28 protein-coding genes are annotated in these 26,239 nt (G+C 38.0%); 10 read left to right on the forward strand and 18 right to left on the reverse strand.

The window, feature by feature from the left end:
* Positions 1 to 318: 318 nt before the first annotated feature.
* On the reverse strand, positions 319 to 1,200 hold the full coding sequence (locus tag AC4BHA_RS17020; RefSeq protein ID WP_066107873.1) for a nucleotidyltransferase-like protein: 882 nt from the start codon (positions 1,198 to 1,200) through the stop codon (positions 319 to 321).
* A gap of 141 nt (positions 1,201 to 1,341) precedes the next feature.
* Here AC4BHA_RS17020 and AC4BHA_RS17025 point away from each other — a divergent pair, with 141 nt between their 5' ends.
* Complete coding sequence (locus tag AC4BHA_RS17025) at positions 1,342 to 1,698, forward strand: YgzB family protein (RefSeq protein WP_066107876.1); 357 nt, start codon at positions 1,342 to 1,344, stop codon at positions 1,696 to 1,698.
* 57 nt (positions 1,699 to 1,755) lie between these two features.
* Here AC4BHA_RS17025 and perR read toward each other — a convergent pair whose 3' ends face one another.
* The 6 genes from perR to AC4BHA_RS17055 all read right to left on the reverse strand — a co-directional run bounded on the left by perR (position 1,756) and on the right by AC4BHA_RS17055 (position 6,478).
* Positions 1,756 to 2,199, reverse strand: coding sequence for a peroxide-responsive transcriptional repressor PerR (gene perR, locus AC4BHA_RS17030; RefSeq protein ID WP_066107879.1), 444 nt, complete (start codon positions 2,197 to 2,199; stop codon positions 1,756 to 1,758).
* Between the two features lie 129 nt (positions 2,200 to 2,328).
* The gene (locus tag AC4BHA_RS17035) at positions 2,329 to 2,880 is read right to left on the reverse strand and encodes a cob(I)yrinic acid a,c-diamide adenosyltransferase (protein WP_066107883.1); all 552 of its coding nucleotides are present in this window, start codon (positions 2,878 to 2,880) and stop codon (positions 2,329 to 2,331) included.
* A gap of 1 nt (position 2,881) precedes the next feature.
* Complete coding sequence (locus tag AC4BHA_RS17040; RefSeq protein ID WP_490558962.1) at positions 2,882 to 3,838, reverse strand: D-2-hydroxyacid dehydrogenase; 957 nt, start codon at positions 3,836 to 3,838, stop codon at positions 2,882 to 2,884.
* A 456-nt stretch (positions 3,839 to 4,294) separates the two neighbouring features.
* On the reverse strand, positions 4,295 to 5,404 hold the full coding sequence (locus tag AC4BHA_RS17045) for an aminopeptidase (protein ID WP_148631054.1): 1,110 nt from the start codon (positions 5,402 to 5,404) through the stop codon (positions 4,295 to 4,297).
* Positions 5,405 to 5,523: 119 nt separating this feature from the next.
* Positions 5,524 to 5,994: a thioredoxin-dependent thiol peroxidase gene (gene bcp, locus AC4BHA_RS17050; RefSeq protein ID WP_139892656.1), complete on the reverse strand. Its 471-nt coding sequence runs from the start codon at positions 5,992 to 5,994 to the stop codon at positions 5,524 to 5,526.
* Positions 5,995 to 6,055: 61 nt separating this feature from the next.
* Positions 6,056 to 6,478, reverse strand: coding sequence for a potassium channel family protein (locus AC4BHA_RS17055; protein ID WP_140462201.1), 423 nt, complete (start codon positions 6,476 to 6,478; stop codon positions 6,056 to 6,058).
* 164 nt (positions 6,479 to 6,642) lie between these two features.
* Here AC4BHA_RS17055 and AC4BHA_RS17060 point away from each other — a divergent pair, with 164 nt between their 5' ends.
* The 3 genes from AC4BHA_RS17060 to AC4BHA_RS17070 all read left to right on the forward strand — a co-directional run bounded on the left by AC4BHA_RS17060 (position 6,643) and on the right by AC4BHA_RS17070 (position 14,362).
* Positions 6,643 to 7,935 (forward strand): glutamate-1-semialdehyde 2,1-aminomutase, encoded by a 1,293-nt coding sequence (locus AC4BHA_RS17060; protein WP_140462200.1) that lies wholly within the window; start codon positions 6,643 to 6,645, stop codon positions 7,933 to 7,935.
* A gap of 326 nt (positions 7,936 to 8,261) precedes the next feature.
* A complete protein-coding gene (locus AC4BHA_RS17065) occupies positions 8,262 to 12,740 on the forward strand; it encodes a glutamate synthase-related protein (protein WP_490558963.1) in 4,479 nt (1,492 codons plus the stop codon).
* A 539-nt stretch (positions 12,741 to 13,279) separates the two neighbouring features.
* On the forward strand, positions 13,280 to 14,362 hold the full coding sequence (locus tag AC4BHA_RS17070) for an FUSC family protein (protein WP_139892660.1): 1,083 nt from the start codon (positions 13,280 to 13,282) through the stop codon (positions 14,360 to 14,362).
* A gap of 329 nt (positions 14,363 to 14,691) precedes the next feature.
* On the opposite strand, the gene AC4BHA_RS17075 is transcribed toward AC4BHA_RS17070, so the two are convergent.
* The 5 genes from AC4BHA_RS17075 to AC4BHA_RS17095 form a co-directional block, all read right to left on the reverse strand.
* Entirely contained in the window at positions 14,692 to 14,895 is a 204-nt protein-coding gene (locus AC4BHA_RS17075; RefSeq protein WP_490558964.1) for a hypothetical protein, read from the reverse strand.
* Positions 14,896 to 14,965: 70 nt separating this feature from the next.
* Positions 14,966 to 16,714 carry an ABC transporter ATP-binding protein gene (locus AC4BHA_RS17080; protein WP_148631058.1) on the reverse strand — a complete coding sequence of 583 codons (1,749 nt, stop codon included), beginning with the start codon at positions 16,712 to 16,714 and terminating at the stop codon, positions 14,966 to 14,968.
* Between the two features lie 56 nt (positions 16,715 to 16,770).
* The gene (gene ntdP, locus AC4BHA_RS17085; protein WP_066107906.1) at positions 16,771 to 17,301 is read right to left on the reverse strand and encodes a nucleoside tri-diphosphate phosphatase; all 531 of its coding nucleotides are present in this window, start codon (positions 17,299 to 17,301) and stop codon (positions 16,771 to 16,773) included.
* 355 nt (positions 17,302 to 17,656) lie between these two features.
* Complete coding sequence (locus AC4BHA_RS17090; RefSeq protein ID WP_066107909.1) at positions 17,657 to 17,911, reverse strand: YgaB family protein; 255 nt, start codon at positions 17,909 to 17,911, stop codon at positions 17,657 to 17,659.
* A gap of 151 nt (positions 17,912 to 18,062) precedes the next feature.
* Positions 18,063 to 18,257, reverse strand: a complete 195-nt coding sequence (locus AC4BHA_RS17095; RefSeq protein ID WP_225983705.1) for a gamma-type small acid-soluble spore protein — start codon at positions 18,255 to 18,257, stop codon at positions 18,063 to 18,065.
* Positions 18,258 to 18,395: 138 nt separating this feature from the next.
* Between AC4BHA_RS17095 and AC4BHA_RS17100 the strand changes: the two genes are divergently transcribed.
* On the forward strand, positions 18,396 to 18,620 hold the full coding sequence (locus AC4BHA_RS17100) for a mother cell protein YfhS (RefSeq protein WP_066107915.1): 225 nt from the start codon (positions 18,396 to 18,398) through the stop codon (positions 18,618 to 18,620).
* 73 nt (positions 18,621 to 18,693) lie between these two features.
* On the opposite strand, the gene mutY is transcribed toward AC4BHA_RS17100, so the two are convergent.
* Positions 18,694 to 19,773, reverse strand: a complete 1,080-nt coding sequence (gene mutY / locus AC4BHA_RS17105; protein ID WP_490558965.1) for an A/G-specific adenine glycosylase — start codon at positions 19,771 to 19,773, stop codon at positions 18,694 to 18,696.
* A gap of 185 nt (positions 19,774 to 19,958) precedes the next feature.
* On the opposite strand from mutY, the gene AC4BHA_RS17110 reads away from it, so the two are divergent.
* Both AC4BHA_RS17110 and AC4BHA_RS17115 read left to right on the forward strand, forming a co-directional pair.
* The gene (locus tag AC4BHA_RS17110; RefSeq protein WP_066107920.1) at positions 19,959 to 20,939 is read left to right on the forward strand and encodes a metal-dependent hydrolase; all 981 of its coding nucleotides are present in this window, start codon (positions 19,959 to 19,961) and stop codon (positions 20,937 to 20,939) included.
* 84 nt (positions 20,940 to 21,023) lie between these two features.
* On the forward strand, positions 21,024 to 21,185 hold the full coding sequence (locus AC4BHA_RS17115; RefSeq protein WP_302621346.1) for a small, acid-soluble spore protein K: 162 nt from the start codon (positions 21,024 to 21,026) through the stop codon (positions 21,183 to 21,185).
* Positions 21,186 to 21,227: 42 nt separating this feature from the next.
* On the opposite strand, the gene AC4BHA_RS17120 is transcribed toward AC4BHA_RS17115, so the two are convergent.
* Both AC4BHA_RS17120 and recX read right to left on the reverse strand, forming a co-directional pair.
* Entirely contained in the window at positions 21,228 to 21,545 is a 318-nt protein-coding gene (locus AC4BHA_RS17120) for a YfhH family protein (RefSeq protein ID WP_066107926.1), read from the reverse strand.
* Between the two features lie 13 nt (positions 21,546 to 21,558).
* Positions 21,559 to 22,392 carry a recombination regulator RecX gene (gene recX / locus AC4BHA_RS17125; RefSeq protein ID WP_139892665.1) on the reverse strand — a complete coding sequence of 278 codons (834 nt, stop codon included), beginning with the start codon at positions 22,390 to 22,392 and terminating at the stop codon, positions 21,559 to 21,561.
* Positions 22,393 to 22,523: 131 nt separating this feature from the next.
* Between recX and AC4BHA_RS17130 the strand changes: the two genes are divergently transcribed.
* Positions 22,524 to 22,652, forward strand: a complete 129-nt coding sequence (locus AC4BHA_RS17130; RefSeq protein ID WP_139892666.1) for a YfhE family protein — start codon at positions 22,524 to 22,526, stop codon at positions 22,650 to 22,652.
* Positions 22,653 to 22,738: 86 nt separating this feature from the next.
* On the forward strand, positions 22,739 to 22,921 hold the full coding sequence (locus tag AC4BHA_RS17135; protein ID WP_139892667.1) for a YfhD family protein: 183 nt from the start codon (positions 22,739 to 22,741) through the stop codon (positions 22,919 to 22,921).
* Between the two features lie 80 nt (positions 22,922 to 23,001).
* Here the strand turns inward: AC4BHA_RS17135 and AC4BHA_RS17140 are convergent, their stop codons facing one another.
* The gene (locus tag AC4BHA_RS17140) at positions 23,002 to 23,508 is read right to left on the reverse strand and encodes a hypothetical protein (RefSeq protein WP_490558966.1); all 507 of its coding nucleotides are present in this window, start codon (positions 23,506 to 23,508) and stop codon (positions 23,002 to 23,004) included.
* A gap of 228 nt (positions 23,509 to 23,736) precedes the next feature.
* Here AC4BHA_RS17140 and AC4BHA_RS17145 point away from each other — a divergent pair, with 228 nt between their 5' ends.
* Entirely contained in the window at positions 23,737 to 25,290 is a 1,554-nt protein-coding gene (locus AC4BHA_RS17145) for an ABC-F family ATP-binding cassette domain-containing protein (protein ID WP_139892669.1), read from the forward strand.
* A gap of 193 nt (positions 25,291 to 25,483) precedes the next feature.
* On the opposite strand, the gene AC4BHA_RS17150 is transcribed toward AC4BHA_RS17145, so the two are convergent.
* Complete coding sequence (locus AC4BHA_RS17150) at positions 25,484 to 25,609, reverse strand: hypothetical protein (RefSeq protein WP_258188260.1); 126 nt, start codon at positions 25,607 to 25,609, stop codon at positions 25,484 to 25,486.
* A gap of 17 nt (positions 25,610 to 25,626) precedes the next feature.
* A complete protein-coding gene (locus AC4BHA_RS17155; RefSeq protein ID WP_139892670.1) occupies positions 25,627 to 26,106 on the reverse strand; it encodes a metallophosphoesterase family protein in 480 nt (159 codons plus the stop codon).
* Positions 26,107 to 26,239: the final 133 nt, after the last annotated feature.

Genomic DNA, 26,239 nt, shown 5'->3' on the forward strand with positions numbered 1-26,239 from the left:
TGACGAGATTTTAAAAATCTCTTGTTTTTAGACTTGCTTGGCGTTTCGTTTTGTTTAGTTTTCAAAGAACAATCTGTCGTGTTAGCGACTTTTACATTATATCAAGATAACTTTTTGTTGTCAAGCATTTCTTTTAATGTAATTTACTAACATTTCAAGCTCGTTTGTAAAAGAGCGACTTTCTTATCTTATCATCGTTAGAATCGTAAGTCAACAACTTTTTTTCATTTTTTCTTTGCCGTCTCGCTTCGTTTTGTTTACCTCAGCGGCGACGTTTATTAATATACCACCCTAAAATCATTTGGTCAATATAATTTTTTAAATTTCTTTATGAATTTTATAAAACCTATGAAAAAGCTTTGCTCCCTTAGTGTTTTCTAGTACAACATCAATATAGCCACGATCAATCAAGTACTCAATTAATATCCTTAAGTCCTCTCCGTAATAGCATAACTCTTGATGTCCATACAGCTCATCAAATGACCAGTACTCTTCTCCTCTTTCACCTATAATTTCTAATATATGCCCAGACCCGGATTCTGTTCTTGTATGAATAAAAAAGTCACTAACAAGGAAAAGAAGTTCTAGTCTTTGATTAAGACTTTCTTCGCTAAAAACCAGCTCTTCATATAATTTATAAATATCAGGACCAATTTGCTTCACCTGATTCCATACAGTTACTTCTGGGTGAAACCCTTTTTCAATGATCTCTAATCTTGCAAGGTGGTGGAGTGCATGGATTATTTGATTATACGCATCTAGAGAGTTCCCTTGATCAAACAATTCTTTACCTTCCATATAACTTCTAATTAAACGCGCAAACTCTATACCTTTTTTTACTTTTCTTCCATAGAAAGGGAATTCATTTAATTCTCTTTTTAATGAGGCAAGATAATCATTACGGTCAAAAACAATTTTCCCATGGTATATCCAATCAATAATTTTTTTATTGGATCCTAATAACCTCCACTCGTTTAACTTTTCATCTGTTACGATGTGGAGTGCTGATTTTTTATTTTCGTAAGCATAATGTTTAATAAAGACCGGTTGCTTATCCTTACTATCTGTAATGATTAATAAAATGTAATCAAATGTATCTGTAATTGAACTCTCAGGAGAGTTCTTCTCAATTAATAAAACTCCTTTTGTATCCGGGTTGCTGGCTCTTTCTTGATAAACGGGTCTTAGGATATCCTCCATGTTCCATTCCTCCACAATTTAATTCGCTCTCCTTATCTATTCAACAATATTCGACAGACTCCTGCCACTATTTTAATATCTATTGTTATTAAATTCTTTGGATATTATGGTATATTATAGAAGATAAAAGGGGGAAAAACGGTGGCAAAGTATTCAAGTAAGATAAATAAAATACGAACATTTGCACTCAGCTTAATTTTTATAGGCTTTATCATAATGTACGGAGGTATTTTCTTTAGAAACTCACCACTGGTTATGACTATTTTTATGGTACTCGGGCTATTAGCTATTTTTGCAAGTATGGCCGTCTATTTCTGGATAGGTATGCTCTCCACAAAAGCTGTTCAAGTTGTTTGTCCAAATTGTAATAAATATACAAAAATATTAGGCAGAGTGGATATGTGTATGTACTGTAAAGAACCATTAACACTTGATAAAGACTTGGAAGGTAAAGAATTTAACGAGGATTACAATAAGAAAAAGTTAAAAAATAAATAAAAAGAAAAAGCTGGCAAACGTCCAGCTTTTTCTTTTTATTTAACTTCCCTATCTGGTTTAATGAACTTCTTTAGCAGAACATTCCGGACAATCACCATAAATCTCCATTCGGTGATGTGTTACTTTAAATCCCGCAACATGCGATGCAAGATGTTCCACTTCATCAAGACCTGGATAATGAAAATCAACTATTTTTCCGCACTTTTCACAAATTATATGATAGTGATCTGATGACACAAAATCAAATCGACTGGATGAGTCTCCGTACGTCAACTCTTTTACTAAGCCAACCTCTTTAAACACACGTAAATTATTATATACTGTCGCTACGCTCATATTAGGAAACTTGCCTTCCAACGCCTTATATATATCATCAGCTGTTGGATGCGCATGGGCAGTTATTATATACTCGAGTATGGCATGACGTTGCGGAGTCATGCGGACACCAGTTTGTTTCAAAGTATCTAACGCTTCTTTAAGTTGTGGTTGAGACACCGTCATGCACTCCTTTTTTATATTATTCTCACTTTGTAATTGTTACAATAAGTTTACTTGATGATTGGTTGAGTTGTCAATATTTCCAGCACCTCATTCAGATATATTATATCCAGGGTGTTGGAAACTCTTGTCTCAAGAATTATGTAAAGTTGGTTCCATTTTTCCTAATTTATAGTTTACATATCTGGCAACAATAAACAAGAAATCGGATAACCTATTCAAATATTTTATAACTAAAGGATTTACCTCTTCTCCGAGAGCAACTGAATTTCGTTCAGCTCTACGTATCACTGTTCTCGCCACATGAAAAGCTGCTCCAGCTGGGTGTCCACCTGGAAGTATAAAATTCTTGAATGGAGGTAATTCCTCATTAAGTTCATCAATATAGGCTTCCAATTCATCAATCGACTCTTCTTTTATAACCCAGCCAACTTTTTTGCCGTATGGAGTAGCTAGTTCTGCACCAACGTGAAATAAATCAGTTTGTATTTTATGGAACTCCTCTAATAACTTATCTTTCCCTGAGAACTCTACATCATTTAAATAGCTTATCCCAAGTCCAATCATAGAATTCCCTTCATCACATGTTCCATACGCCTCTACACGTTGGTCAGTTTTGGATACACGCGTACCATAAACAAGAGAGGTTTGACCCTTATCTCCGGTTTTTGTATAAATTTTCATTCTAATACCCCTTTCCTACATCAATTTTATTCACATAGTTATCATCCTTATGATTAACAAACCGCTGAAAATTCTGCTCAAATATATCAAATGCGCGTGGCAAGTAATTTTTTGAAACGCTAGAAATATGCGGTGTGATAGTCAAATTAGGATATAACCATAGCTTATTATCTTCATTTAACGGTTCATTCGGAAAAACATCAAGCACCATATGACCTATAACTTGATTTTCTAACACCTCATGTATCGTGTCTTCTTTAATTAAATCTCCACGACCAATATTGATAAACATAGCTATATTTTTCATCATTTCAAAATGTTTGTATTTCAAGAGGTCCTTAGTTTCTGATGTACTAGGTAGTACAGATATAATAAAATCTGCATTCGGGAGAGCATCCTCAATTTGAGACATCGTAATAATATCATCAAAATATGAACTGGCGGAAACCCCGCTGCGATTCATCCCAATCGTTTTCATCCGAAAGACTTTTCCTAATCTAGCTATCTCTTCTCCAATTGCGCCAGTACCTAATATAAGAAGATTTTTCCCATTCAGCTCACCGAAAGGTAGCCTCTTGTCCCATATACGTTTATCTTTATTCTCTGCCATGATCGGGAATTGCTTTATATATGAAAGCATCATCCCCATGGCGTACTCTGCCATAGGTATCGCATGAATCCCTCTCGCATTTGTTACCAGGATATTTCTTTCTCTAATTTTTTCGAAAGGCAATTTTTCAATCCCAGCTGACATTACACTAATCCATTTCAAGCGTAACGCCTGGTCGATTGTTTCCTCATCCACATCTTCTCCATATGTTATGAGCACATCCATATCCTTAATAACAGAACCTGCATTTTTGATACCTTTACAAAAATGAAACTCATGCTCTTTGTATGACTCAATCAAACGTTTCCTAATTTCCCCCGGAGGATAAATTGCAGAAACAACCTTCATCCAAATACCCCCTTCATCCACACATCACTAACATAATAACATCTTTTACCAGTATAAAGTGCTGAGACGACTGTTCAGCTTCGAAAAGCATAAGAGGAGGCACGAAGGGAGGCGTTCTTTCCTCTCGTAATGCCTACACTTATGTCTCGAGGAGCTAGGAGTCGAAGCCGGATTACATAAAAAGCTGAAACGGTTTAGTTCAATGAACGAAGACTAAATTCGCCACGTCCTGTGACAACGCCTTTGTGACCTACATCCTGTTGGCATCCGCAGCAACTCCACTTATGTCTCGAGCGTTTTAAGCTAGCTCACATAAAAGCAGAAACTAAATAAAAAAACGGACAGCCAGTTCCGGCTGTCCTTCTAATAGTTGTATGAGGAGGTATTCCCTGATTCTATCTTATTCAAAATAGCTTGTTATGCTTGGTCTTTTGCCATAGATTTTAAAAACAATCACTATAAAAGTGATTCAGGATTTAATCCTTTTAACTCCGGTAGTACAAATAATCCATCCTTTCGAATCAATTGACCATCAAAATAGATTTCTCCTCCGCCAAATTCAGTTCGCTGGATAAGCACCATGTCCCAGTGAATAGAAGATATATTTCCATTGTCGGCTGCTTTATAGGCTAATCCCGGTGTGAAATGCAGGCTTCCACAGATTTTCTCATCGAATAAAATATCTCCCATTGGATTTGTTATTAACGGGTTTACGCCTAAGGCAAATTCTCCAATATAACGGGCACCTTCATCTATATCAAATATTTTATTGATTTTATCCGCTTGATCTGCTCTTGCATCAATTATTTTTCCATCTTTAAACGTTAAACTGACATCTCTGAAGGTAGTCCCTTGATAAGGACAAGGCGTATTAAAGGTAATCGTTCCGTTTACACTATTTTTAACGGGGGCTGTATATACTTCTCCATCAGGTAAATTTCTTTCTCCGAAACACATCACTGCCGGAATTCCCTTTATAGAAAAAGAAAGATCTGTACCCGGTGACGTGATTCTGACCTGATCTGTTTGCTCCATTAGAGATTTCAATGGCTCCATTGCCTTCTGCATTTTGGCATAATCAATTGTACAAACATCAAGCAGAAAATCTTCAAATTGACTTGTGCTCATCCCTGCTTTTTGAGCAAGTGATTTAGTCGGATAGTTCAATAATACCCAACGGCAATTATTAATATAGTAATCAACGACTGGCTTCATTACTTCTCCGCTCAGCTGAAATTTCTCTGACGGAATCTCAGCAAATTCCGCATCATTCTCTTCTCCGATCACAATAATGACAGCATCCATGTCTTCAAATTTTTTCAAATCCCAATTAGCCATGATTTCCAACTGTTCCCGGCTATACCCTTTTGCCATATATTTTTGAATCTCATCATCGAGCATTTGTACAAATGGGTATGCTCCTAGCTCATACGTTTGATTGACAAGTTCTACCAACAAAGGTTTCGTTATGTAGTGACCTTCAATCAACACTTTTTGCCCCTTCTCTAACCGTACAGAATGGGTTAGCAGTTGTCTTGCCATTTTTTTAATTCGTGGATCTTTCATACGTCATCTCCCCTGTTCTCTTTATTAAACACCTACTATCAATATACATATTTTTCCTCCAGAGAGCTTTTTATTTATAAAGAAAGCAGGCATTATTTCATGCCTGCTTACAATCTAAATTATGATAATTCATTTTTAATAAATGCTAAGGCATCTTCCACATGCCCTTTCACTCTCACCTTACGCCACTCTTTTACCACTATACCCTCTTTGTTGATAACGAATGTAGAACGTTCCGTACCCATATATTCATTTCCAAAATTGTTTTTTAATACCCATACTCCATACGCTTTTGACAATGTATGTTCTGGGTCTGACAACAAGATAAAAGGAAGATCATATTTCGTTTTAAATTTTTCATGCTTTTCAACCGGATCTGGACTAACGCCAACAATAATTGTATCCAATTCTGCAAATGATGTGTGATTTTCCTTGAAGTCACATGCTTCAGTCGTGCATCCCGGTGTCATATCCTTTGGATAAAAATAGAGAACTACATTTTTCCCCTTAAAATCAGCTAATGTAACCTCTTTTCCATTACTTGCCTGAAGCTTAAAATCCTGCGCCTTCTCACCAACTATACTACTCATAAAGCTCACTCCCCTGTTAGATAAAAATAATTAAGAACAGCTCGTTCTATTATTACTATACCTAATTTCGGGTTGTTTTTGCATGTTCAAAGTCTATGGCAGTCCTTACGACAAAAGCTGCCGGTAACGCATATCCAATTAAAGCTTCCATTGATGCAATCCATCTGCCAAATCCTACAGGTACCATATCTCCATACCCTACCGAGAGAAGAGTCATAGTACTGAAATAGAAGGAAGAGGCAAGCTTTTGAAACAAACCTCCCTCAATAGGTAAACCATTCAAATGAATAACCGTTCCAAATTTCATTTCAACCAATACGTATAGGATTCCGAAACCTATTAAAAAAGTGAAGTACACCGTAATGATCCAATAAAGATAATCGAGTGATATCCGTTCAGCCCGGGTTGGGTCTGTTGGCATCAATAATCCTCTCAAACTCATTAGTAACGTGATAACAACCGCAGCAAGGATAATATAAAACAAAGGTAACACCCCTTTTTATTACAACCGCATTTGTAATATATACGCTCTTACAGGCATACCTATGATTGCTTGTACACGAATCCATTGCTTAGGTGACCATGTTGTACAAACAAAGAATTCCAGTGCTAAAATGAAGCAGTTACATACGAAGGAGGAGAAATAAAATGAACCACGCTCAATCTGAAAGTTTGCATGCTGAAGCTATGCAGCACATCGTCGGCGGTGTCAATTCACCATCTAGATCATACAAAGCCGTTGGAGGGGGTTCTCCAGTTGCAATGGAAAGAGCAAAAGGCGCGTATTTTTGGGATGTTGACGGCAATCGATATATTGATTATCTTGCCGCTTACGGACCTATAATTACCGGGCATGCCCATCCGCATATTACCAAAGCAATTACAAAGGCAGCTGAAAACGGCGTTCTTTATGGAACACCTACTCCTTTTGAAGTTAAATTTGCCAAGATGCTTAAGGAAGCCATCCCATCCATGGACAAAGTACGGTTTACAAATTCCGGAACTGAATCGGTTATGACCACGATTCGTGTAGCACGAGCGTATACAGGACGGGATAAAATTATTAAGTTCGCTGGCTGTTATCACGGACATTCCGATCTTGTTTTAGTCGCTGCCGGATCAGGCCCTTCCACACTTGGAACTCCCGATTCCGCCGGTGTACCAAAAAGCATTGCTCAGGAAGTCATTACAGTGCCGTTCAATGATATAGATGCCTATAAGGAAGCAATCAATAAATGGGGAAATGAAATCGCGGCCGTTTTAGTTGAACCGATTGTCGGTAATTTCGGGATTGTTGAACCAAACCCTGGTTTTCTTGAAGCAATTAATGACATTACTCATGCAGCAGGGGCACTTGTTATCTATGATGAGGTAATTACAGCCTTCCGTTTTATGTACGGTGGTGCACAAAACCTTCTTGGTGTTGAGCCTGATATGACGGCGCTCGGAAAAATCATCGGCGGCGGCTTACCGATTGGTGCTTACGGTGGCAAAAAAGAGGTTATGGAAACAGTCGCACCCCTCGGCCCAGCCTATCAAGCAGGGACGATGGCCGGAAATCCCGCTTCCATGCTAGCTGGTATTGCTTGCCTTGAAGTATTGAAGGAAGAAGGAGTATATGAACGACTAGATCAACTTGGGGCGATGCTGGAACAAGGAATCCTTCAGGCAGCGGAAGACCATCATGTTTCTATTAAAGTAAATCGATTAAAAGGTGCATTAACGGTTTATTTTACTGATGCTAAGGAAGATATCAGTAACTATGCTCAAGCTGAAGCTACGAATGGCGAAGTGTTCGGCCGATTCTTTAAGCTTATGCTGGAACAAGGGATTAACTTGGCTCCATCAAAATATGAAGCCTGGTTCTTAACGACAGCCCATACAGAAGAAGACATAGAAACTACTATTAAAGCTGTAAATCAAGCATTCAAATTATTATAAATACAAATTTTTGAATATTTATGCATATCATCAATTCTACTAATCACGGTAGAATTGATGTTTTAACGTTGTTGAAAGCGTTTACATTAAGATATTTTGATTTTAATAACCAGATAATGTTTATTTTCCAAAAAAACTAAAATGTATATTTAATTGATTTCTGAAAATTCTAATGATAATATAAATCATACTAGTATTGATTATTTATTACCCTCAAAACTGTATTTCCTTCCTCGTTCGTTTTCCAAAGTAATCTAAAAAACCACAAGTTTAAAGCAGGAGGTGAACCGGCATCGAATAGGCGCAAGCTTATAGTTGCCCAACGTATGAACAAAAGATGGAATCCTAGTACGTTTATGAATTACCACGAATCAGAACATGATGCTTGCGGAATTATTGCATGTATTGAAAAGAAAAAAATACCTACCCGTGATAATATTTTTGCGTGTATTGATGCCCTGGTTACCATGAACCATCGGGCCGGTTTTATTAACGGCGAAGGCGATGGTGTCGGCATTCACATAGATATCCCCCGTCAATTATGGAAGGAGAAGCTAAAGAACTCTGGTGCTGATACAGACCTTGCGGATCATAACCATTTTGTAGTGGGCCACTTTTTTATTAAACGTGAGGCTGAGAAACAACAAACTATTGAGGAAATAATCAAACTGGCAAACGAAAAAGACTTAAAAGAAATTTATGTATCTGATGAAGCTTATTCCACCGATGCATTGGGACCAATAGCATTACAGGAAAACCCTGTATTTCTTCAAGTTGCTTTTATAGCAAAAGAAGATTTAAAACAAACTGACCTTTCATCTCTGTTATTTGATCTCACAATTACAATTGAGAAAAATGACCACATCCACGTATCTTCGCTTAGCCAATATCATGCCATCTACAAAGTGATGGGAGCCGGCGATATTCTACCTAAGTACTATCCAGACCTTGCAAGTCCACTCGTCGCATCAACGATGACACTTGGACATAACCGCTATTGCACTAATACACTATCCAGCTTTTTTCGCGTACAACCATTTAGCGTCCTTGGACATAATGGTGAAATCAATACAATCGCCAAATTACGCGATGAAGCGCAAATGGTTGGTGTTCCATTAGTAAACGGCGGCAGTGACTCACAGGATTTAAGTCGTACATTGGAAACATTCATCTACCGTGAGGGGTATTCTCTATTTGAAGCACTTGATATTGTCTTCCCTCCAATCATTAATGAAATGAAGGAATATCCCGATCATCTTCAGGATCTATATACGTATTTGCGTGAAAGCTGGGGCCATTTCGCTCAAGGTCCGGCAGGAATCATTTCCCGCCACGGCAATGAAGCTGCTTTCTCTGTAGATGCACTTGGTCTACGTCCTTTATGGATGATGGAAACTTCAACCTCTTATTTGTTTGGCTCTGAACCAGGTGTTATTTCACCAACAGAATATGTAGCCAATCCTAAACCAATTGGTCCAGGAGAAAAGGTCGGATTAAAGTGGAATGGCGATTCAATAGAACTATATGAATATATCACTTATCAGGAAGAAGTATTCAAAAGATTTAACAAGAGACTTAACTTTACAGAATCTCGTAATCGCTTAAATCCTCCTGATGTAAAAGAGCATACTTTTGCACAGGAAGAGGACAAAATCCAAAACGGACAATATAAAGCTTTCGGATGGGAACGTGACCATATTCAACTAATTGAACAAATGGCTGAAAAAGGTGCAGAACCAATCCGTTCACTTGGTCACGATGCTCCACTGGCAGCACTCAATCCTGAGCGTAAGAATATTGCAGACTTTATTAAAGAAAGTGTTGCAGTTGTTACAAACCCTGCGATAGATCGCGACCGAGAAATGGAACATTTTTCGACCCGAACCATTATCGGTAAACGCCCTTCTCTGTTTACAGATGAAAAATCTGTAAACACAGTGATTGAGCTATTAACGCCTCTATTAGCTGAAGGAAAAGCTGGACACACTTGTGCACAGTTTGCAAAACAACCTTCTTATGAACAAATTCACCAATTTTTTATGGATACAGAAGAATTGAAAACGATATCCATGACATTCACGGAGGGTGAAACGATTAAGGAAGCTCTAGATCGTATCAGTAAAGAGGCTCTTACCTTTGTTACTGACGGCTGTGGATTACTTTGCCTAGATGATGAACTATCCCATCAGGCTGAGCAATTTTGGTTGGATCCTGCCCTTGTAGTCGCAGCAGTCGATAGAGCATTAGTAAAAGCAGAAAAACGAAGAGACTGTTCCATTTTAGTTCGCTCTGCTGCCATTCGTAACTTGCATGACATTGTGGTGATTTACGGATTAGGAGCTAATTTGATTAATCCATATTATATGTTCCGTACCGTATCAGATGAGCAGTCGAAACCAGTAATTAATTTATATAACTCTTTATCTAAAGGATTAGAAAAGGTCATTTCAACACTTGGAATTCATGAACTTCGCGGATATGGACGACTATTCTCTTCGATTGGACTACAGGAAGAAATAGCAGACATCCTTCAAATCGTGAACTTCTTTGGATCCAATCAATTAATCTATAATTTTGATAAATTGAAGGAAGATGCGAAACAGCGTGCAATTGATTATGCCAATGAAAAAGAACGTGTCGGCAAGACCTTTCATCTGTTCCCGCGAATCTGGAAAGCAATTGGTGAGGTGGCTTCAACTGGAGATTATCAGGCCTTTGGAGAAAAAATCTCTGAACAGGAAGAACAAAATCCCACAACTATTCGCCATTTAACAGATTTCAAGAAAACCGAACAAAAAGTTGATCCAGAAACAGTGAATATTGGTGTTGGCGATCACAGTCTACCATTTGTAATTGCATCAATGTCGTTCGGCTCACAAAATGAAACAGCCTTTCGCGCATATGCAGAAGGTGCCGATCGCCTTAATATGATTAGCATGAATGGTGAAGGCGGAGAAATTAAAGATATGCTTGGTAAATACCCGCGAACTCGCGGTCAGCAAATTGCCTCCGGTCGTTTTGGTGTAAATGCGGAATTGCTGAATTCCTCTAATTTACTTGAAATCAAAATCGGACAGGGCGCTAAACCGGGTGAAGGCGGTCATCTTCCTGGATCCAAAGTAACATCAAAAATTGCCGAAGCACGTAATGCAACGATTGGATCCGATTTAATATCACCTTCAAACAACCATGATATTTATTCTATTGAAGATTTAGCTCAAATGATCCATGAGTTAAAGACAGCCAATGATCAGGCAAGGGTGGCTGTTAAAGTACCTGTTGTTCCAAATATTGGGACAATTGCTGTCGGGATAGCAAAAGCTGGTGCTGATATTATCACGCTAAGTGGATTTGACGGCGGTACCGGAGCCGCTCGTATCCATGCCCTTCAAAACGTTGGATTACCAGTGGAGATTGGTGTTAAAGCTGCTCATAATGCCTTGCTTGAAGCCGGTCTAAGACAGGATGTTGAGCTTTGGGCTGACGGTGGCCTCAAAAGTGCAAAGGATGTACTGAAGGTTATGCTACTTGGAGCAAACCGTGTAGGTTTTGGAACCCTCTCTATGATTGCTATTGGCTGTACAACATGTCGAGGCTGCCACCTGGATACATGCCATGTAGGGATTGCTACTCAAATTGATTCTGAAGTGGAAGCAAAGGAACATGGGCTAAGGAGATTTGTTCCTAGACAATTTGATTTAGCCGTCCAGGGAATCATCAACCTATTCAGTGCTTTTGGCAATGAATTAAAAACACTTGCGGCTGAACTTGGAATCACAAATCTCCAAGAAGCTGTCGGGCGTTCCGATTTATTAGTACAAACAAAAGGAAAAGAAATGCTGGATTTAAAATACTTACTTAAAACGATTGAGCTTGGCCAGATCACACATCTCGAAGCTGCTGCTACAAAGGACGAATTAATCGTCCAAATGGCCGCAGTCGGTGCAGAATATCTGGATGCAAGTGTAAATGATCTGCTTCAATCCAGACAATTTAAAAATATCAATTCTATTCAGCGCGTACTTGGAAGCCGTGTTTCCTGCCACCGGGTAAGAGGCAGATTAGATGGTTCCTATGTCAAAATGGATCCTGTTAATCTAACCTATAAAGGTTCCATACCTGGAAATGGACTTGGTGCATACAATACAGAAGGCATTACGATAACAGTTGATGGCGGTTCTCAGGATGGCACCGGCAAAACCTCATTTGGAGGAACAATTGCAATTCTTAAAGGAATCGGCAAGGATGACAAATTCTATAATGGTTCCGTCGGAAAAGGCTTTGGATATGGTGCACAAAAAGGTCTATTAATTGCTCAGGGTGACGCTGATGCGCGCGCAGGTATCCGTCTGTCTGGTGCTGACATGATTGTCGGAGGTTCTTTAAAACGGGATATTCCTGTACAAGAACATGGAAACATTGGCGTTTATTCAAATATTAAGGGCTTTGCCTTCGAATATATGACAAACGGCCGAGGACTTGTTCTTGGAGACCCGGGTCCATGGATTTGCGCAGGAATGACAGGCGGTGTCATTTATCAACGTCATTTGCCTGAACGAGGCCTTACAAAAGATGCGCTCCAACGCAGAATTGCAAAAGGAGCCCTCGTCTCTGTTGAAAAATTAAATGAAACAGGTATAAATGATGTAACTGAACTACTTACACGCTATACAACTATTCTTAGAGAAAATGGTCAACAGGCTGAAGCGGAAGAACTGGCCCAATTGCTAGGCAACCCAAGCCAGCACTTCCTCCAAATCGTCCCAGTTAAAACCCAAGCCGACCCATCTGTATCTACAGAATAAGGCTGAAACGACTGCCCAGACCCGACAAGCATAAGAGAAGAGGCACGTAGGGAGTGCTTTTCTCCCGTAGTGACTATTCCTTATGACTCGAGGGGCTAGGAGTTGAAGCTAGAATACACGAGTAAAGCTGAGGCGACTGGTGGTCAGTTATGGGCCATATATCAATTTATATCAGGATGATACATTATTTTCGAACCTCAAGAGACCGTTTCGCTTTATTAAAGCGGCGGCCTCTTTTCTTTTCATTTCTTAACTTTCTATTAAGCCGTTCTCAATTCTTTTTTATATTTTATGAACACATAAACCTTTCATTGAAAAATCTATATATTCCTTCTCTCCATATAGCGTATACCTGATGAATCTTGAAAAAATCGTATTCAATGCATGCCTTTTAGTCTAAAGGGGAAAGTAAACAAAAGAAGTATTTTGCCTGTATATCTTGAACATGAAGACGAAACCCTGTATAGTACAGTCATGTTCGAGATAAAAATAGATAAATATTCGTAAACAACTATGAATAAAAGGAAGAGGTATTATTTATGAAGGTTGGTGCCCGAGTCTTTAAAACGGGAATAGCCATTGTGATAGCCATCTATGTTGCGACAGCATTTAATATACCGGCTCCCGTACTAGCCGGGATTTCGGCTGTATTTGCCGTTCAGCCTACCATATACCGTTCGTACAGGACATTAATTGATCAAATACAAGCGAATATTATCGGATTTCTAATCGCGATATCGTTTGTATTATTATTTGGTAATGATCCCTTATTAATTGGTTTGGCAGCCATTATAACAATTGTAATCAACTTACAGCTGAAAAATGAAAATCAACTGACAATTTCGCTTGTAACTTTAATCTTGATTATGGAGCAACAAGACGGTAATTTTACTGAATTCGCCTTTTGGAGAGTTGCTGCCATTTTAATCGGTATTCTATCAGCGTTTATTGTTAACCTTGTCTTTCTTCCTCCAAAGTATGAGACAAAGCTTTATAAACGAATTAGCACAACCACAGACGATATTCTACAATGGATCAGAATTGGTTCTAGAAGCTCAACTGAACATATTATGATGAAAAAGGACATTAATCGTATTAAAGAGAATGTCACAAAGGCCGATAGCTTGTACGCTCTATATAAAGAAGAGCGTGAAACTTTCAGGAAAAATACGGTTGCCAAATCCCGTAAACTCGTAATCTACCGTTATATGATAGCAACAAACAAACGATCATTGGATATCTTAAAAAGATTACATCGCTTTGAAAACGAATTCCATCAAATGCCTGAGGATTTTCAAATCCAGGTTCATCATCAACTGGATTTGTTGTTGAGAAAACATGAACATATTCATCTGAAATTTATAGGTAAAGTAAAGCCGGGACTAATGCTTGAGGAATCTACGGACACTTATAACAAACAATTACTGATTGATATTGTTAAAGGTTTCCGATTAAATACAGACGAGGATTCCCCCGTTCACTACCATATGGTTACGCTAATCTCATCTATGCTTGAATATGGTGACTACTTAGAGCATCTCGAAATGCTTGTTAACAGTTTTCACTCTTATCACAAATCAGAGAACAAATCGATTAAGATAAATGATGATGATCAATTATAACAATCACTTAAAGCATTCCAAGGCCAGCAAAAAGGCTTTGGGATGCCTTTTTCATTCCATTGGTTTTGCACTGTATCTTATCTGATAGTCAAAAAGGTGGTTCTCCTTTCGATCAAAAAACCTCCTTCTATCCAAAACCTATGCCGTTCTTTATTCTCGTATTTTTTCGTAGGGATTGTTGCTATTATTGAATTGTGAAACAGCCACCTCCAGAAAGGAAGTGGCTGTACTTGTATATCCCAGTTAGTCAAAAAGTTCCTTACTGTTCAATTTTTTATCATAACTAGAAATATAATAAACAATAAAACTATATGCATCCACACCATACATTATACGAAAATGACTGCCCAAACTTTTTTTCGTAAATCATAGTAAAGAATAGTAGAATAAATTAAGAGAACGGTTATTCCCCGGAAGATATCACCATCCATCAACAATAAAATCACGTTTATCAAAATAGATATAATAAATAAAATGGCATATATCTTATCTATCTTGTTCTTTCTTTGCGCCTCGTGTTGGAATTGATACATCCTTTCCCCCGTGCTCATCATATACTTGATTACTCAATTATACCCTCCATCACATACCTCAGTAGAACAGCTAGGCATCCAACTGTTGAACCTGAAAGAGTCTATAATAAGCTCCTTGTTTAGCCATTAATTCTTGGTGTGTTCCCACTTCTATTATACGGCCATGTTCAACCATAACAATTCGATCAGCATGTGTAATGGTAGATAATCTGTGAGCCACTATAAATGTAGTACGGTCACGGGAGAGCTTTTCAAGTGCTTCCTGAATAAGATGCTCACTTTCCAAATCAAGAGCAGAGGTTGCTTCATCCAACACAATAATGGATGGATTCTTCAAAAACACACGTGCAATAGAAATACGCTGCTTTTGACCTCCTGATAATTTGACGCCCCTCTCGCCTACTTTTGTCTCATATCCACTTGGTAATTTGCAGATAAAATCATGAGCATTTGCTGCTTTGGCAGCTTCATAGATTTCTTTATCTGTCGCATCTGGCCTACCCAGTAAAATATTTTCACGAACCGATTCACTAAATAAAATACTGTCTTGCATCACCATTCCAATATTGTCCCGAAGTGAGCGTACCTGAACATCTCGGATATCCACTCCGTCCAATAGTATACGCCCTTGTGTCACATCATAAAATCGTGGAATCAAGCTAACCAGAGTAGATTTACCTCCTCCGCTCATCCCGACAAGCGCAATTGTTTCTCCCCTTTTCACTTCAAGATTAATATCCTTCAGTGCCTGAGTCTCATCTTCTCCATAAGAGAATGATACATGATCAAACGTAATGGTCCCTTGTACATCTTTACATGGACGTGCATCAGGCTTGTCCTCAATATCATACGGAACATCCAAAAATTCAAACACACGGTCCATTGATGCCAGTGATTGCGTTAATGTGGTAGATGAGTTCATCAATCTACGCAAAGGTCCATACAATAAATCGATATAGCCGACAAAGGCAACCATAGTCCCTAATGTCATATTCCCATTAATGACCTGGTATCCGGCAAATAGGATGACAACTAGAGGAGCAATATCTGTAATTGTATTGACTGCAGCAAACGATTTAGCGTTCCAGCTTGTGTGAGCTAACGCTTTTTTCAAGAAGTTTCCATTCACTTTATTAAATTGCTTTTGCTCATGATCTTCAATCGCAAAGCTCTTAATCACGGCCATCCCTTGTACACGTTCATGCAAATAGCCCTGTACTTGAGCAAGCGCCTGTGATCTATCTCGGGTTAATTCTCTTAATTTACCAAAGAAATATTTAATGGAGAATGAGTAGAGCGGTAACAGAAGCAACGATACAATGGTCAATTTTACGTCAAAGGTAAGCATAATTCCAACTGCTATTAAAATTGTAACTAGATCCAACCAAACATTCATAAGGCCGGTTATAACAAAATTCTTAGTTTCTTCAACATCATTAATCACTCTGGAGATAATTTCTCCTGCTTTAGCATTAGAGTAATATTTAAAGCTTAACTTTTGTATATGACTGAACATTTTATCGCGGATATCAAATAAGATTTTACTTGCTGTCCATTGGGCAAAATATTGCCGGTAATATTCTACTGGAGGCCGAACTACCACAAAAATGAAAAACATGATTGCCATTAACATATAGAGCTTCCTTAATTGCTCTCCTTTTTGCAAAGCATTGGCACCGATTATATCATCAATCACATATGCCAATAAGGCAGGAGTCAGCAAAGGAATCGCAAATTTAACTATCCCGATTAGGATTGTCACAATGATTTGCCACTTATAAGGCCTTACAAACCTCATATATCTTTTTATACTATTCATCAAATGTCTCTCCCATCAAGCATAAAAACCTGTCCATAAAAGAGACAGGCTTCTTTTCAACTTTTAATTGTTAAATATCGGTTATACCAATTATGAACGAACTCCTGAGAAAACGGCCCTTTTTTCGCTCGAATCATACTAATCAGCTTTTCCACATTTCTCCTGAGAATATGGTCAATGACATTCGGATAACCCATTTGAAGTTTATGCTCTTCGTACTCATCTTCATCTAACAGGTTATATGTCATATCGGGATATACCTTTATATCAAGATCATAATCGATATATTTAACCGCTTCCCCATCAAATACAAATGGAGAACTTAAATTACAGTAGTAGTAAATACCGTCATCACGAAGCATGCCGATGATATTAAACCAATACTGTGAGTGAAAGTAGGTAATAGCTGGCTCTCTTGTGAGCCATGTCCTACCATCAGATTCGGTTACAAGAGTCCGATCATTGCAACCAATTACAATAAATTGGGTACCCTTTAATATGGTCGTCTCTTGCCAAACCCGGTGTATATGTCCATTATGTTTGTAACTGTGTATTTGGATTTCTTCTCCTTCTCTCGGTACTCGCACGTTGTATTACCTACTTTCTCTCCCTATAGGGCAGGGCACTTATATACCGTCTCTGTGTTCAAATTGACAATATATTAACCGTTAAATTAAGATGCTTTTTTCCGTATTCTTCTATTATTATAACGATTCACATACAATTTTAAAACAAAGAGCCACCATGAAAAGCGGATAAGCTATAAATTGTTAAACAAATCGCCATTAACCAGCTCTTTTTTAGAATGAAATATTAATCCTATAACCAAAATTAATCGTTTACAAACATGAGTCATAATGAATGAAGGAAACAGAAGCGGAGAATAAAAATAAAAGAACACCTATAGAGATGCCCTAAATAATGATGAATTGTATTTATATTTTATAGTTTCGGGGCAGATTTTGACTGATAGCTTTCAATCACTTTTTCTGTTAATTGCATAAATATCGTTTGGATTGTATCTAATTCTCTTTTCATCTCACTTATATCGTCCTGGACACATAGTAAATCTTCATCATTCTTTCGATTCCTCAGTTCCTCCTCTAGCTCCATATAACGGTCAAGTTCTGTTTGCATATGTAAAAGCTTATCCATAATGACCATTTGTTCATTAACTAACTCTTCAAAACTCTTCATGCTCTACACCACCCAAAATCAGTATAATAATACATTTCTCTAATAAGCAGAAAATACCTTTGACTTTTTCTGTAGCCTTCTAAGAGGTTTTGTCGAGCCGTTAAAAAGCACTCGCCCGCTACGGGCAAGTGCTTTAATTAAAGGTTTTACATTATTGTTGTCCGGAGTTACCGGAGTTTTTAGCTTTGTTTTTCTCTGCTTTCGCGTTTGCTTGTTTCACAGATTGCACATCAGTTTCACTTGCAAATTCAGAACCAAATTGACCTTGGCTTTGACCTGCAGATTGTGCGTTTTGTTGTCTCACTTGATTTGCATTTGTTTTTGAACTGTTGTTAGCCATTAATATCACCTCCACACCTATTAATGTATCCAACAGAGGTTTTCATATACAAAAAGAGTGTTTCTATTTTTTTCCTTGTTTTTGCTTCACTATATAGCGGCATCCTATATAGAAATTTAAAACAGGAAAAGAGGAGGCTTTATTATGTTTGTAGGAAGAGATATGTCAGAGTTATCCATGATTCCTAAAAGTGAATGGAAGGAAGATGAACTGGAATTTTACCATCATTCATTTCAGCAGATTATGCCCTATTTAAATATAGAGGGACATACCATTCAAAGAGAAATTATTGAGGAAATTGAAAGAAGAGGCGGCCTGAAGAGACAGGAAGCAACCTGGACAAAAGGAACGCGTGTTTCCTACGATTAATTAAAATAGAACCGGCATCAGCTATACCTGAAGATTGTTATCTTTTCGCAGGTAGCTGATGCCGGGTTATTTTTTAACCATTAAATACATATGTTTCATAAATTTTTTGATGAGATACAGGTAAAGCATACTGTTGAAAATCATGATCTTTCACATATGCTAATTTATGTGTATTGCTTTTAAAGTTCTCCAAATTATTCACAGTGGCTGTATAGATATCAATTTCCCATGTCAAATGTGAAAATACATGATTGATATGACCGATTGGAGTTAATTGATTTAATTCAACTTGATTCTGTTCCGCAATCATTTCTTTAAGTTCTTTCACATCTCCTGTTGTTTCATAGCTTGGGAATTCCCACAACCCTGCGAGAAGACCTGTCTCCGGCCGCTTCCTAATCAGGATTCTTCCACTTTCATCGTTTATCACAAGTGCCGATAAATGAACAATTTTGGTCTTTTTAGCTTTAGTTTTTACCGGAAGCTCCTGCTGGATTCCTTTATCAAATGCCCAGCAGTGCTCTCTTACCGGACATAATAAGCATGCAGGTTTACCAGGAACACATATAAGAGCGCCAAGTTCCATCAATGCCTGATTAAATTCTGACGTATGTTCGGTATCAATTAATTCACGTACAGCTGATTCAAATAGTTTGCGGGTGGCAGGCTTCGCTATGTCATCATATATTTCTAATATCCTGGAAATGACTCTCATGACATTTCCATCAACTGCAGGCTCCGGAACACCATAAGCAATGCTTAATATCGCACCGGCAGTGTATGGACCGACACCTTTTAATTTTTTAATTTCTTCAGGAGTGTTTGGCACAATTCCACCGTAGTTTTCCTTTACCTCTTTAACTGCACTATGCAAATTACGAACCCGAGAATAGTAGCCTAGACCTTCCCATGCTTTTAAATATTTTTCCTCATCAGCATCAGCAAAATCATCAAGTGTCGGAAACCATTCCATAAAACGTTCGTAATAAGGAATAACGGTATCCACACGGGTTTGCTGAAGCATAATTTCAGAAACCCAGACACGATAGGGATCTTTATTTAATCGCCACGGTAGCTGTCTTTGTTCCTGAATAAACCAATCTATAAGATCTTTTCTGAATTGTTCTATATTGCAACTTACAAGTGTCTTCACGTTTCCTCCTGTTTATGTTAAAAATTAATGGAATAGGGAATAAATTAAGTAATCATACTGAATAGGTTTACCCTTGATTTTTTAATTCCCTTCATTTTAAAACAACATGACTGGTATGAAAAGTAATTAATATTGGATAAAAATAGTAGTTTCCTTTATAAGTCAGTAGAAAAGGAGGATGTATTATGGATACCGGTACTCATCTTGTAATGGGTATAGCACTTGGTGGATTAGCCACCCTGGATCCTCAGGTCGCCTCCCATACAGGAACAGCAACGGCCGTTATGATCGGTACAATCCTTGGTTCCCAGGCACCTGATATAGATACGGTTCTAAAAATGAAAAATAATGCAGTATATATACGCAATCATCGCGGAAGGACACATTCCATACCATTTGTAATTCTCTGGCCTATATTAATTACGGCTCTTATTGCCCTTATTATTCCGGAAGCGAATACCTTACATCTATGGTTGTGGACCTTTTTCGCTGTATTTTTGCATGTATTTGTAGATATATTTAATGCATATGGAACACAGGCTCTAAGCCCCCTGTCCTCAAAATGGGTCGCGCTCGGGATTATTAATACATTTGATCCCTTTATCTTCGGAATTCATATTGTAGGTCTTATTTTATGGACATTCGGCTTTGATCCAGGAACTTTATTCTTAATAATGTATGTAATTATTATCGGTTATTATATTGCTCGGATAACAGAATCCAGAAGCTTAAAGGCTCAGATTCGTTTACAAATCCCTGACGCTCGGCGAATTACACTTTCCCCAACCATGCGTTATCACCGCTGGAAGGTAGCTGTTACAACGCCTGATAAATATTATGTTGGGGTAGCTGAAAATCGTGAAATACAATTTTACGATACATTTGATCGTATTCCTTTACCGGAAAGTCCAATTCTGGATGCTGCTCTAAAGGATGTGAATCTCTCTGCCTTTGTATCTTTTTCTCCGGTATACCGATGGGAAATGGACTATCAGGAGGGAATGCACATTGTCCGATTCATTGATTTACGTTATCGGAGCAGAGGACGATATCCCTTTGTGGCTGTCGTTCATTTAGATGATGATTTAACTATTATCAACTCATTTACTGGATGGGTTTTTACAGAAGAAAAGCTTCAAAAGAAACTAAATATGATTACTGGATAATCAGGAAAGCTTTCTCATGAATGGGTGGGAGCCATTTTAGAATACTAATAAGGCATCCATCATCCCAGAATGAAAGGTGAGAGAATCTTGAGAAATAAAGCAAAAGGCTTTCCTTATGAGCATGATAATAAATTTAATGGGGAACCCCGAGCCAAACCAGAGTATGCTTCAAAACGAGCAGATGGCACTACAAATACTCGTCCACAGGAGCGAATGCATGCCTCTGGAGAACGGGATTCTGAATAAATTCAAAAAGAGCTTTCTACAGAAAGCTCTTTTTTTCTCGTTTTATTTTAATTTCATTAGCAAGGAAATAGGCAGCCCTTCTTCTTCATTTTGTTGAAGACGATACCCCCAGGCAAACACACCTTTTAAATACTCCACCTTAAAATATTCTCCAGGCGCTCCATCTATACCATACATTTCACCGACTATAATATCAGCCGGGTCTAATGTATAAGCCTTTGCCATAACGGCTCTCCTTTTATGTACGGCAAACTCATTAACCATCCCAAGCTGCTCAGCCTTTCTTGCTTTTTCATTTAAATCTGCGATTGTTTGTCTAAGCTCATGCTCTGACATCTCACTGAATTTTTTCTCCTGCATTTCTTTACCCCTCTCAGTACAATTCAAAATCTCCGTTATCAATTCGCTCTTTGCCCAGTTCTACAAAACGAGAAATTAAATCCATATCAAAACCTTTTCTAAATAGAGCTGTTTTCATTTTTTGACTATACGAATAGTCATCCAGTTGAGCATACTTTCTGTGAAATTTAGTCGCTGTTTTTACAAGACTTTCCCATTCAGCATTCTTATCATCAACCGCTAACTCTTCAGTCACCAATTTGGCCAGGCTCATTGAAAAACCCTTCCGTACAAGAAATTGGATTGTTTTCTGTTTTGCTTCTTTCATGGAACCCTTACTTTTTTTTAATGTCTTACTGGCCCATTCTTCAGCATTTTCTCTTTGCAAATCATTCGTATACTGACTTAATGCAGTCTGCTGATCCTTTTCTGAGATTCCCTTATTGAGCAGCTCTGTCCGGATGACATCAGGTCCTTTTTTACTGACATTCATTTGGGTTCGTACAAATGCATTCGCATATTCCTCATCGTCAACATATCTATACTCACGCAGTTTATGAATTACTTCATCAATAACCGCCTGTTCCCATTCCTTTTCACTCAAATAGGAAATAACCTCATGCTCTGAACGAATACGATAAGATAGATAATTGACAGCAGACTGAAATGCTTTTTGGATATGGTCACGGTACTGAATTTCCATAATGGATAATTCATCGACTTCCATCCCCTTCGATAGCCGCATGCGGACAAGTAAGTCATCATCCACACTAAATGCGTATCTTTCAGGCTGTCCTTCTTCTGTTATGTATATATTAAAACGATTTTTATTCTTTTTTTGTTGTTCAATTTTTGAGATAAGTGGCATCGTTAGCTCGCCTCCTCTTTTAATGTAGCATATATCCTTATCTTAGTCCTTTCTTTGATTTTAGAAAATGAATTAAAACATTTAATTATGGAAATTATAGGAATGACACTACTTTGAAAAGGAGAATGTTCATGGATAAGAAAAAGCGAGATCAAATGAAAAATCGCCTGACCTCTACTCAAGAAGTTCGTTACAAAAGGGAATTTAAAGCAGCAGATCGAGCGGCTGGGTTTACAGGATCTAAAGGAATTCGTCCATAAACTAACCTTTTATTTACCAGAATAATGGCTTGGATTTTGTTGCAATCTAATCAGGAAGATATTCTTCATTTGGGAGGTAATCAAAAATGGGCAGATATAACCATAACTTACTTCACGGCAGAAACAGGATGGCAAGTGGAAACACGCCGCCTTCCATAAAATCTGACGGATTAGATGTAGAATTTTCTGAGGCATTAGCTGATCATGATGATCTCGTTGCACAAGCCAGATCAAAAGCAGCTGATGCACGCGCTAAATCCAGGAAATAAACTGATTCGCTTGGGAATTTTCACTCCCAAGCGAATCAAAAAAACAACCGATTAAACAATCGACTGGGTGCCTGCGTTTATTAACCATTTACTTCAGCATCTAAATTAGGCGCGATAAGATCCTCTGCTTTAAAAATATCGTTAACTTTTTCACTTCCAGCATTAAAGTGCTCATTTGCTTTATCCATATTGGGTTCAGCTGTACCGGACAATTGAATTCCTTTTTCTCTATATGAATCAGAAATAGTCTTTATAGCCTTTTCAAAATCCTTGCTATATTTTTCTAAACTATCAGGAACTTTCACATCTTCCAAAGCATCCACAACAGAATTTGCTGAAGCAGCAGCTTTTTGTTTATCTTCCTCTGTTAAGACAGAAGGATTCTCTGCTCCCTCATAGGTATTTAAATCACGATCACTTCCATTAATCACATTCACTATGGAAAGATAGAAATCTAATAAGTCACTTTTTACATCCGCTGATTCTTTAGTGCCCACTTCCTCTTTTGTCTCTTCTTTTGATGAACAACCCATGACGATAACAAGCATCAAGGCCATAATACTGCATAACCACAATCCCTTTTTCATACTCTCTTACCCTCTTTTCGCTATTTTCGAATTATTCTAATTGTTGCATTAAACATCATACAACTTATGTGAGCATTCGTAAATACTGCCCCTTCTAAGTATGAACCCATTAATTTTACAATTACTGTTAATCAATTGATTATCTATGCTTTTATCGTGAAATATTGTACTATTAAATGCGTATAGACCCATTAATTACAAACAATTAAGAGGCAGGAGTATAGATAAATGATATTATCCGTTAAAGATTTAAGCCATGGCTTTGGTGACCGAGCCATTTTTAACAAAGTTTCCTTCCGCTTATTAAAAGGCGAACATATTGGCCTTGTCGGAGCAAATGGGGAAGGAAAGTCTACATTTATGAATATTGTAACCGGACAGCTGGAGCCTGATGAGGGGAAAGTTGAATGGTCTAAGAAAGTTCGTACTGGTTACCTTGACCAGCATGCTGTTCTTGAAAAAGGTATGACCATACGCGATGTACTGAAAACAGCATTTCAGTATCTTTTTGATATGGAAAATGAAATGAACGAAATTTTTGCTAAGATGGGGGAAGCTTCTCCTGAGGAATTAGAAGTCTTACTTGAGGAATCAGGTGTACTGCAGGACGTCCTCACTAACAACGACTTTTATGTCATTGATGCAAAGGTTGAGGAAATAGCAAGAGGATTGGGCCTCGATGAAATTGGGCTTGAGCGCGATGTTCAGGACTTAAGCGGTGGCCAGCGTACAAAAGTCCTTCTCGCAAAATTATTACTTGAAAAACCCGATATATTACTTTTAGATGAGCCGACCAACTATCTTGACGAGCAGCATATCGAGTGGCTCAAACGTTATCTTCAAAATTATGAAAATGCCTTTATTTTAATTTCACATGATATTCCATTCTTAAACAGTGTTATCAATCTTGTTTATCATATGGAGAACCAGGAATTGACCCGTTATGTTGGAAATTATGATGATTTTATGAAAGTGTATGAGGTGAAAAAGCAACAGCTTGAAGCCGCCTATAAAAGACAGCAACAAGAGATTGCCGGCCTCAAGGATTTCGTTGCACGTAATAAAGCTCGTGTATCTACTCGAAACATGGCCATGTCCCGTCAGAAAAAGCTTGAAAAAATGGATATCATTGAACTGGCGAAAGAAAAACCGAAACCAGAATTTCATTTCCGCGAAGCACGTACATCCGGTAAACTTATATTCGAAACAAAGGATCTTGTCATTGGGTATAATGAGCCTCTATCCAGACCATTAAATTTACGTATGGAGCGTGGACAAAAAATTGCTTTCGTCGGTGCCAATGGGATTGGAAAAACTACCTTGCTCAGAAGTATTCTCGGTGAAATTAAACCAATCTCTGGCCAGGTTGAGCTTGGCGAACATTTGTATATGGGATATTTTGAACAAGAAGTAAAACAAACATCCAATAATACCTGTATCGAAGAAATTTGGCAGGAGTTCCCTTCCTATAATCAGGCAGAAATTCGTGCTGCTCTGGCGAAGTGCGGCCTTACTACCAAGCATATTGAAAGTAAAGTTGAAGTACTTAGCGGTGGAGAAAAAGCGAAGGTTCGTTTATGTAAACTAATCAATCGTGAAAACAATTTACTTGTTCTCGATGAACCAACCAACCACCTTGATGTGGATGCTAAAGAAGAATTAAAACGCGCATTAAAGGCCTTTAAGGGAAGTATTCTACTGATCAGCCATGAACCTGACTTCTATCAGGACATAGCTACAGATGTTTGGAACTGTGAATCTTGGACAACTAAAGTATTTTAATGTAACGACGCTATACCTTAAACACCCGTTAGCTTTGGATATTTACATCCTGGTTAACGGGTTTTTTATTTACTTTATACTCTTTACCCCCTGCCTTAGCCTTGGCATAGGCAAGGAATTAGTCGGAAATAATTCCAGTAACCTAGGATATAGAAATGGAGTTGTTTAATAATCTCAGATCAGCAATTAAGAGTTATTGTTTTAATTGATTGCCATGAAAAATTTTAAGAATAAAATCACGATCCGGGACCTGAAGCCGTTCATATGAAGCTAAATATTTTGTATTATCATAGGTAGCATCTTCGTTAGAGATAACCACTTTGTCTCCCGCTATATCTAGGCAGTAGGCTTTGAATTGCAACCTAAAGAGCCTGGATTTAGAAAGACAGTACGTTCACTTCTGAAGAAATGAAGTGGATGATGATGACCAAAACAGATTAACTTTTCTTCCCATCCTTTAAATAAAGTCCTTATATTCTTAAGACTTGGTTCAACAATTCTGCTAAAAGGGTCTTGGCTTATATGGTCATTTAGCTTCGTTGGCTCAATCTGATAATGAATAAACAAAATTGAATTCCCTTCGACAGTTAAATTGATTGCCCTAGGCAACCCTTCCAACTTCCGGATGAATTGCTTATCCATCCTCTCTGCTATCCATTGATGATGCTCTTTTACATGGGAGTGGCTTTGTGGATGTTCCTCTCCTTTTAGAAGTGCTAAAACCGCTTCATCATGGTTTCCCGTAATCATGGATACATCATTTCTTGTAAATAGAATATCCAAAACGTCATTGGTATTCGGTCCGATTCCAATCATATCTCCCAGACAATAGATATTTTCAATATCCCTCCTTCAATCAAGCTTAGATAGTACCGCTTTTAAGGCAGGCTCATTCCCGTGAATATCAGCAATCACTCCAATTTTCATGTCAGTCTCCCTTTTTATGTAA

It is taken from the genome of Pradoshia sp. Z3_51 (genome assembly GCF_058215915.1).

Coding starts and splice junctions, on each gene's coding strand:
- AC4BHA_RS17080 (WP_148631058.1), bottom strand. CDS start 16,714: ATGAATAGTATAAAAAGATATATGAGGTTTGTAAGGCCTTATAAGTGG.
- AC4BHA_RS17130 (WP_139892666.1), top strand. CDS start 22,524: ATGGATAAGAAAAAGCGAGATCAAATGAAAAATCGCCTGACCTCTACT.
- perR (WP_066107879.1), bottom strand. CDS start 2,199: ATGACGGTGTCTCAACCACAACTTAAAGAAGCGTTAGATACTTTGAAA.
- AC4BHA_RS17090 (WP_066107909.1), bottom strand. CDS start 17,911: ATGAAGAGTTTTGAAGAGTTAGTTAATGAACAAATGGTCATTATGGAT.
- AC4BHA_RS17035 (WP_066107883.1), bottom strand. CDS start 2,880: ATGAAAATTTATACAAAAACCGGAGATAAGGGTCAAACCTCTCTTGTT.
- AC4BHA_RS17155 (WP_139892670.1), bottom strand. CDS start 26,106: ATGATTGGAATCGGACCGAATACCAATGACGTTTTGGATATTCTATTT.
- AC4BHA_RS17135 (WP_139892667.1), top strand. CDS start 22,739: ATGGGCAGATATAACCATAACTTACTTCACGGCAGAAACAGGATGGCA.
- bcp (WP_139892656.1), bottom strand. CDS start 5,994: ATGAGTAGTATAGTTGGTGAGAAGGCGCAGGATTTTAAGCTTCAGGCA.
- AC4BHA_RS17145 (WP_139892669.1), top strand. CDS start 23,737: ATGATATTATCCGTTAAAGATTTAAGCCATGGCTTTGGTGACCGAGCC.
- AC4BHA_RS17075 (WP_490558964.1), bottom strand. CDS start 14,895: ATGTATCAATTCCAACACGAGGCGCAAAGAAAGAACAAGATAGATAAG.
- AC4BHA_RS17045 (WP_148631054.1), bottom strand. CDS start 5,404: ATGAAAGATCCACGAATTAAAAAAATGGCAAGACAACTGCTAACCCAT.
- AC4BHA_RS17070 (WP_139892660.1), top strand. CDS start 13,280: ATGAAGGTTGGTGCCCGAGTCTTTAAAACGGGAATAGCCATTGTGATA.
- AC4BHA_RS17110 (WP_066107920.1), top strand. CDS start 19,959: ATGGATACCGGTACTCATCTTGTAATGGGTATAGCACTTGGTGGATTA.
- AC4BHA_RS17100 (WP_066107915.1), top strand. CDS start 18,396: ATGTTTGTAGGAAGAGATATGTCAGAGTTATCCATGATTCCTAAAAGT.
- AC4BHA_RS17140 (WP_490558966.1), bottom strand. CDS start 23,508: ATGAAAAAGGGATTGTGGTTATGCAGTATTATGGCCTTGATGCTTGTT.
- AC4BHA_RS17065 (WP_490558963.1), top strand. CDS start 8,262: ATGAACAAAAGATGGAATCCTAGTACGTTTATGAATTACCACGAATCA.
- AC4BHA_RS17040 (WP_490558962.1), bottom strand. CDS start 3,838: ATGAAGGTTGTTTCTGCAATTTATCCTCCGGGGGAAATTAGGAAACGT.
- AC4BHA_RS17060 (WP_140462200.1), top strand. CDS start 6,643: ATGAACCACGCTCAATCTGAAAGTTTGCATGCTGAAGCTATGCAGCAC.
- recX (WP_139892665.1), bottom strand. CDS start 22,392: ATGCCACTTATCTCAAAAATTGAACAACAAAAAAAGAATAAAAATCGT.
- AC4BHA_RS17120 (WP_066107926.1), bottom strand. CDS start 21,545: ATGCAGGAGAAAAAATTCAGTGAGATGTCAGAGCATGAGCTTAGACAA.
- AC4BHA_RS17020 (WP_066107873.1), bottom strand. CDS start 1,200: ATGGAGGATATCCTAAGACCCGTTTATCAAGAAAGAGCCAGCAACCCG.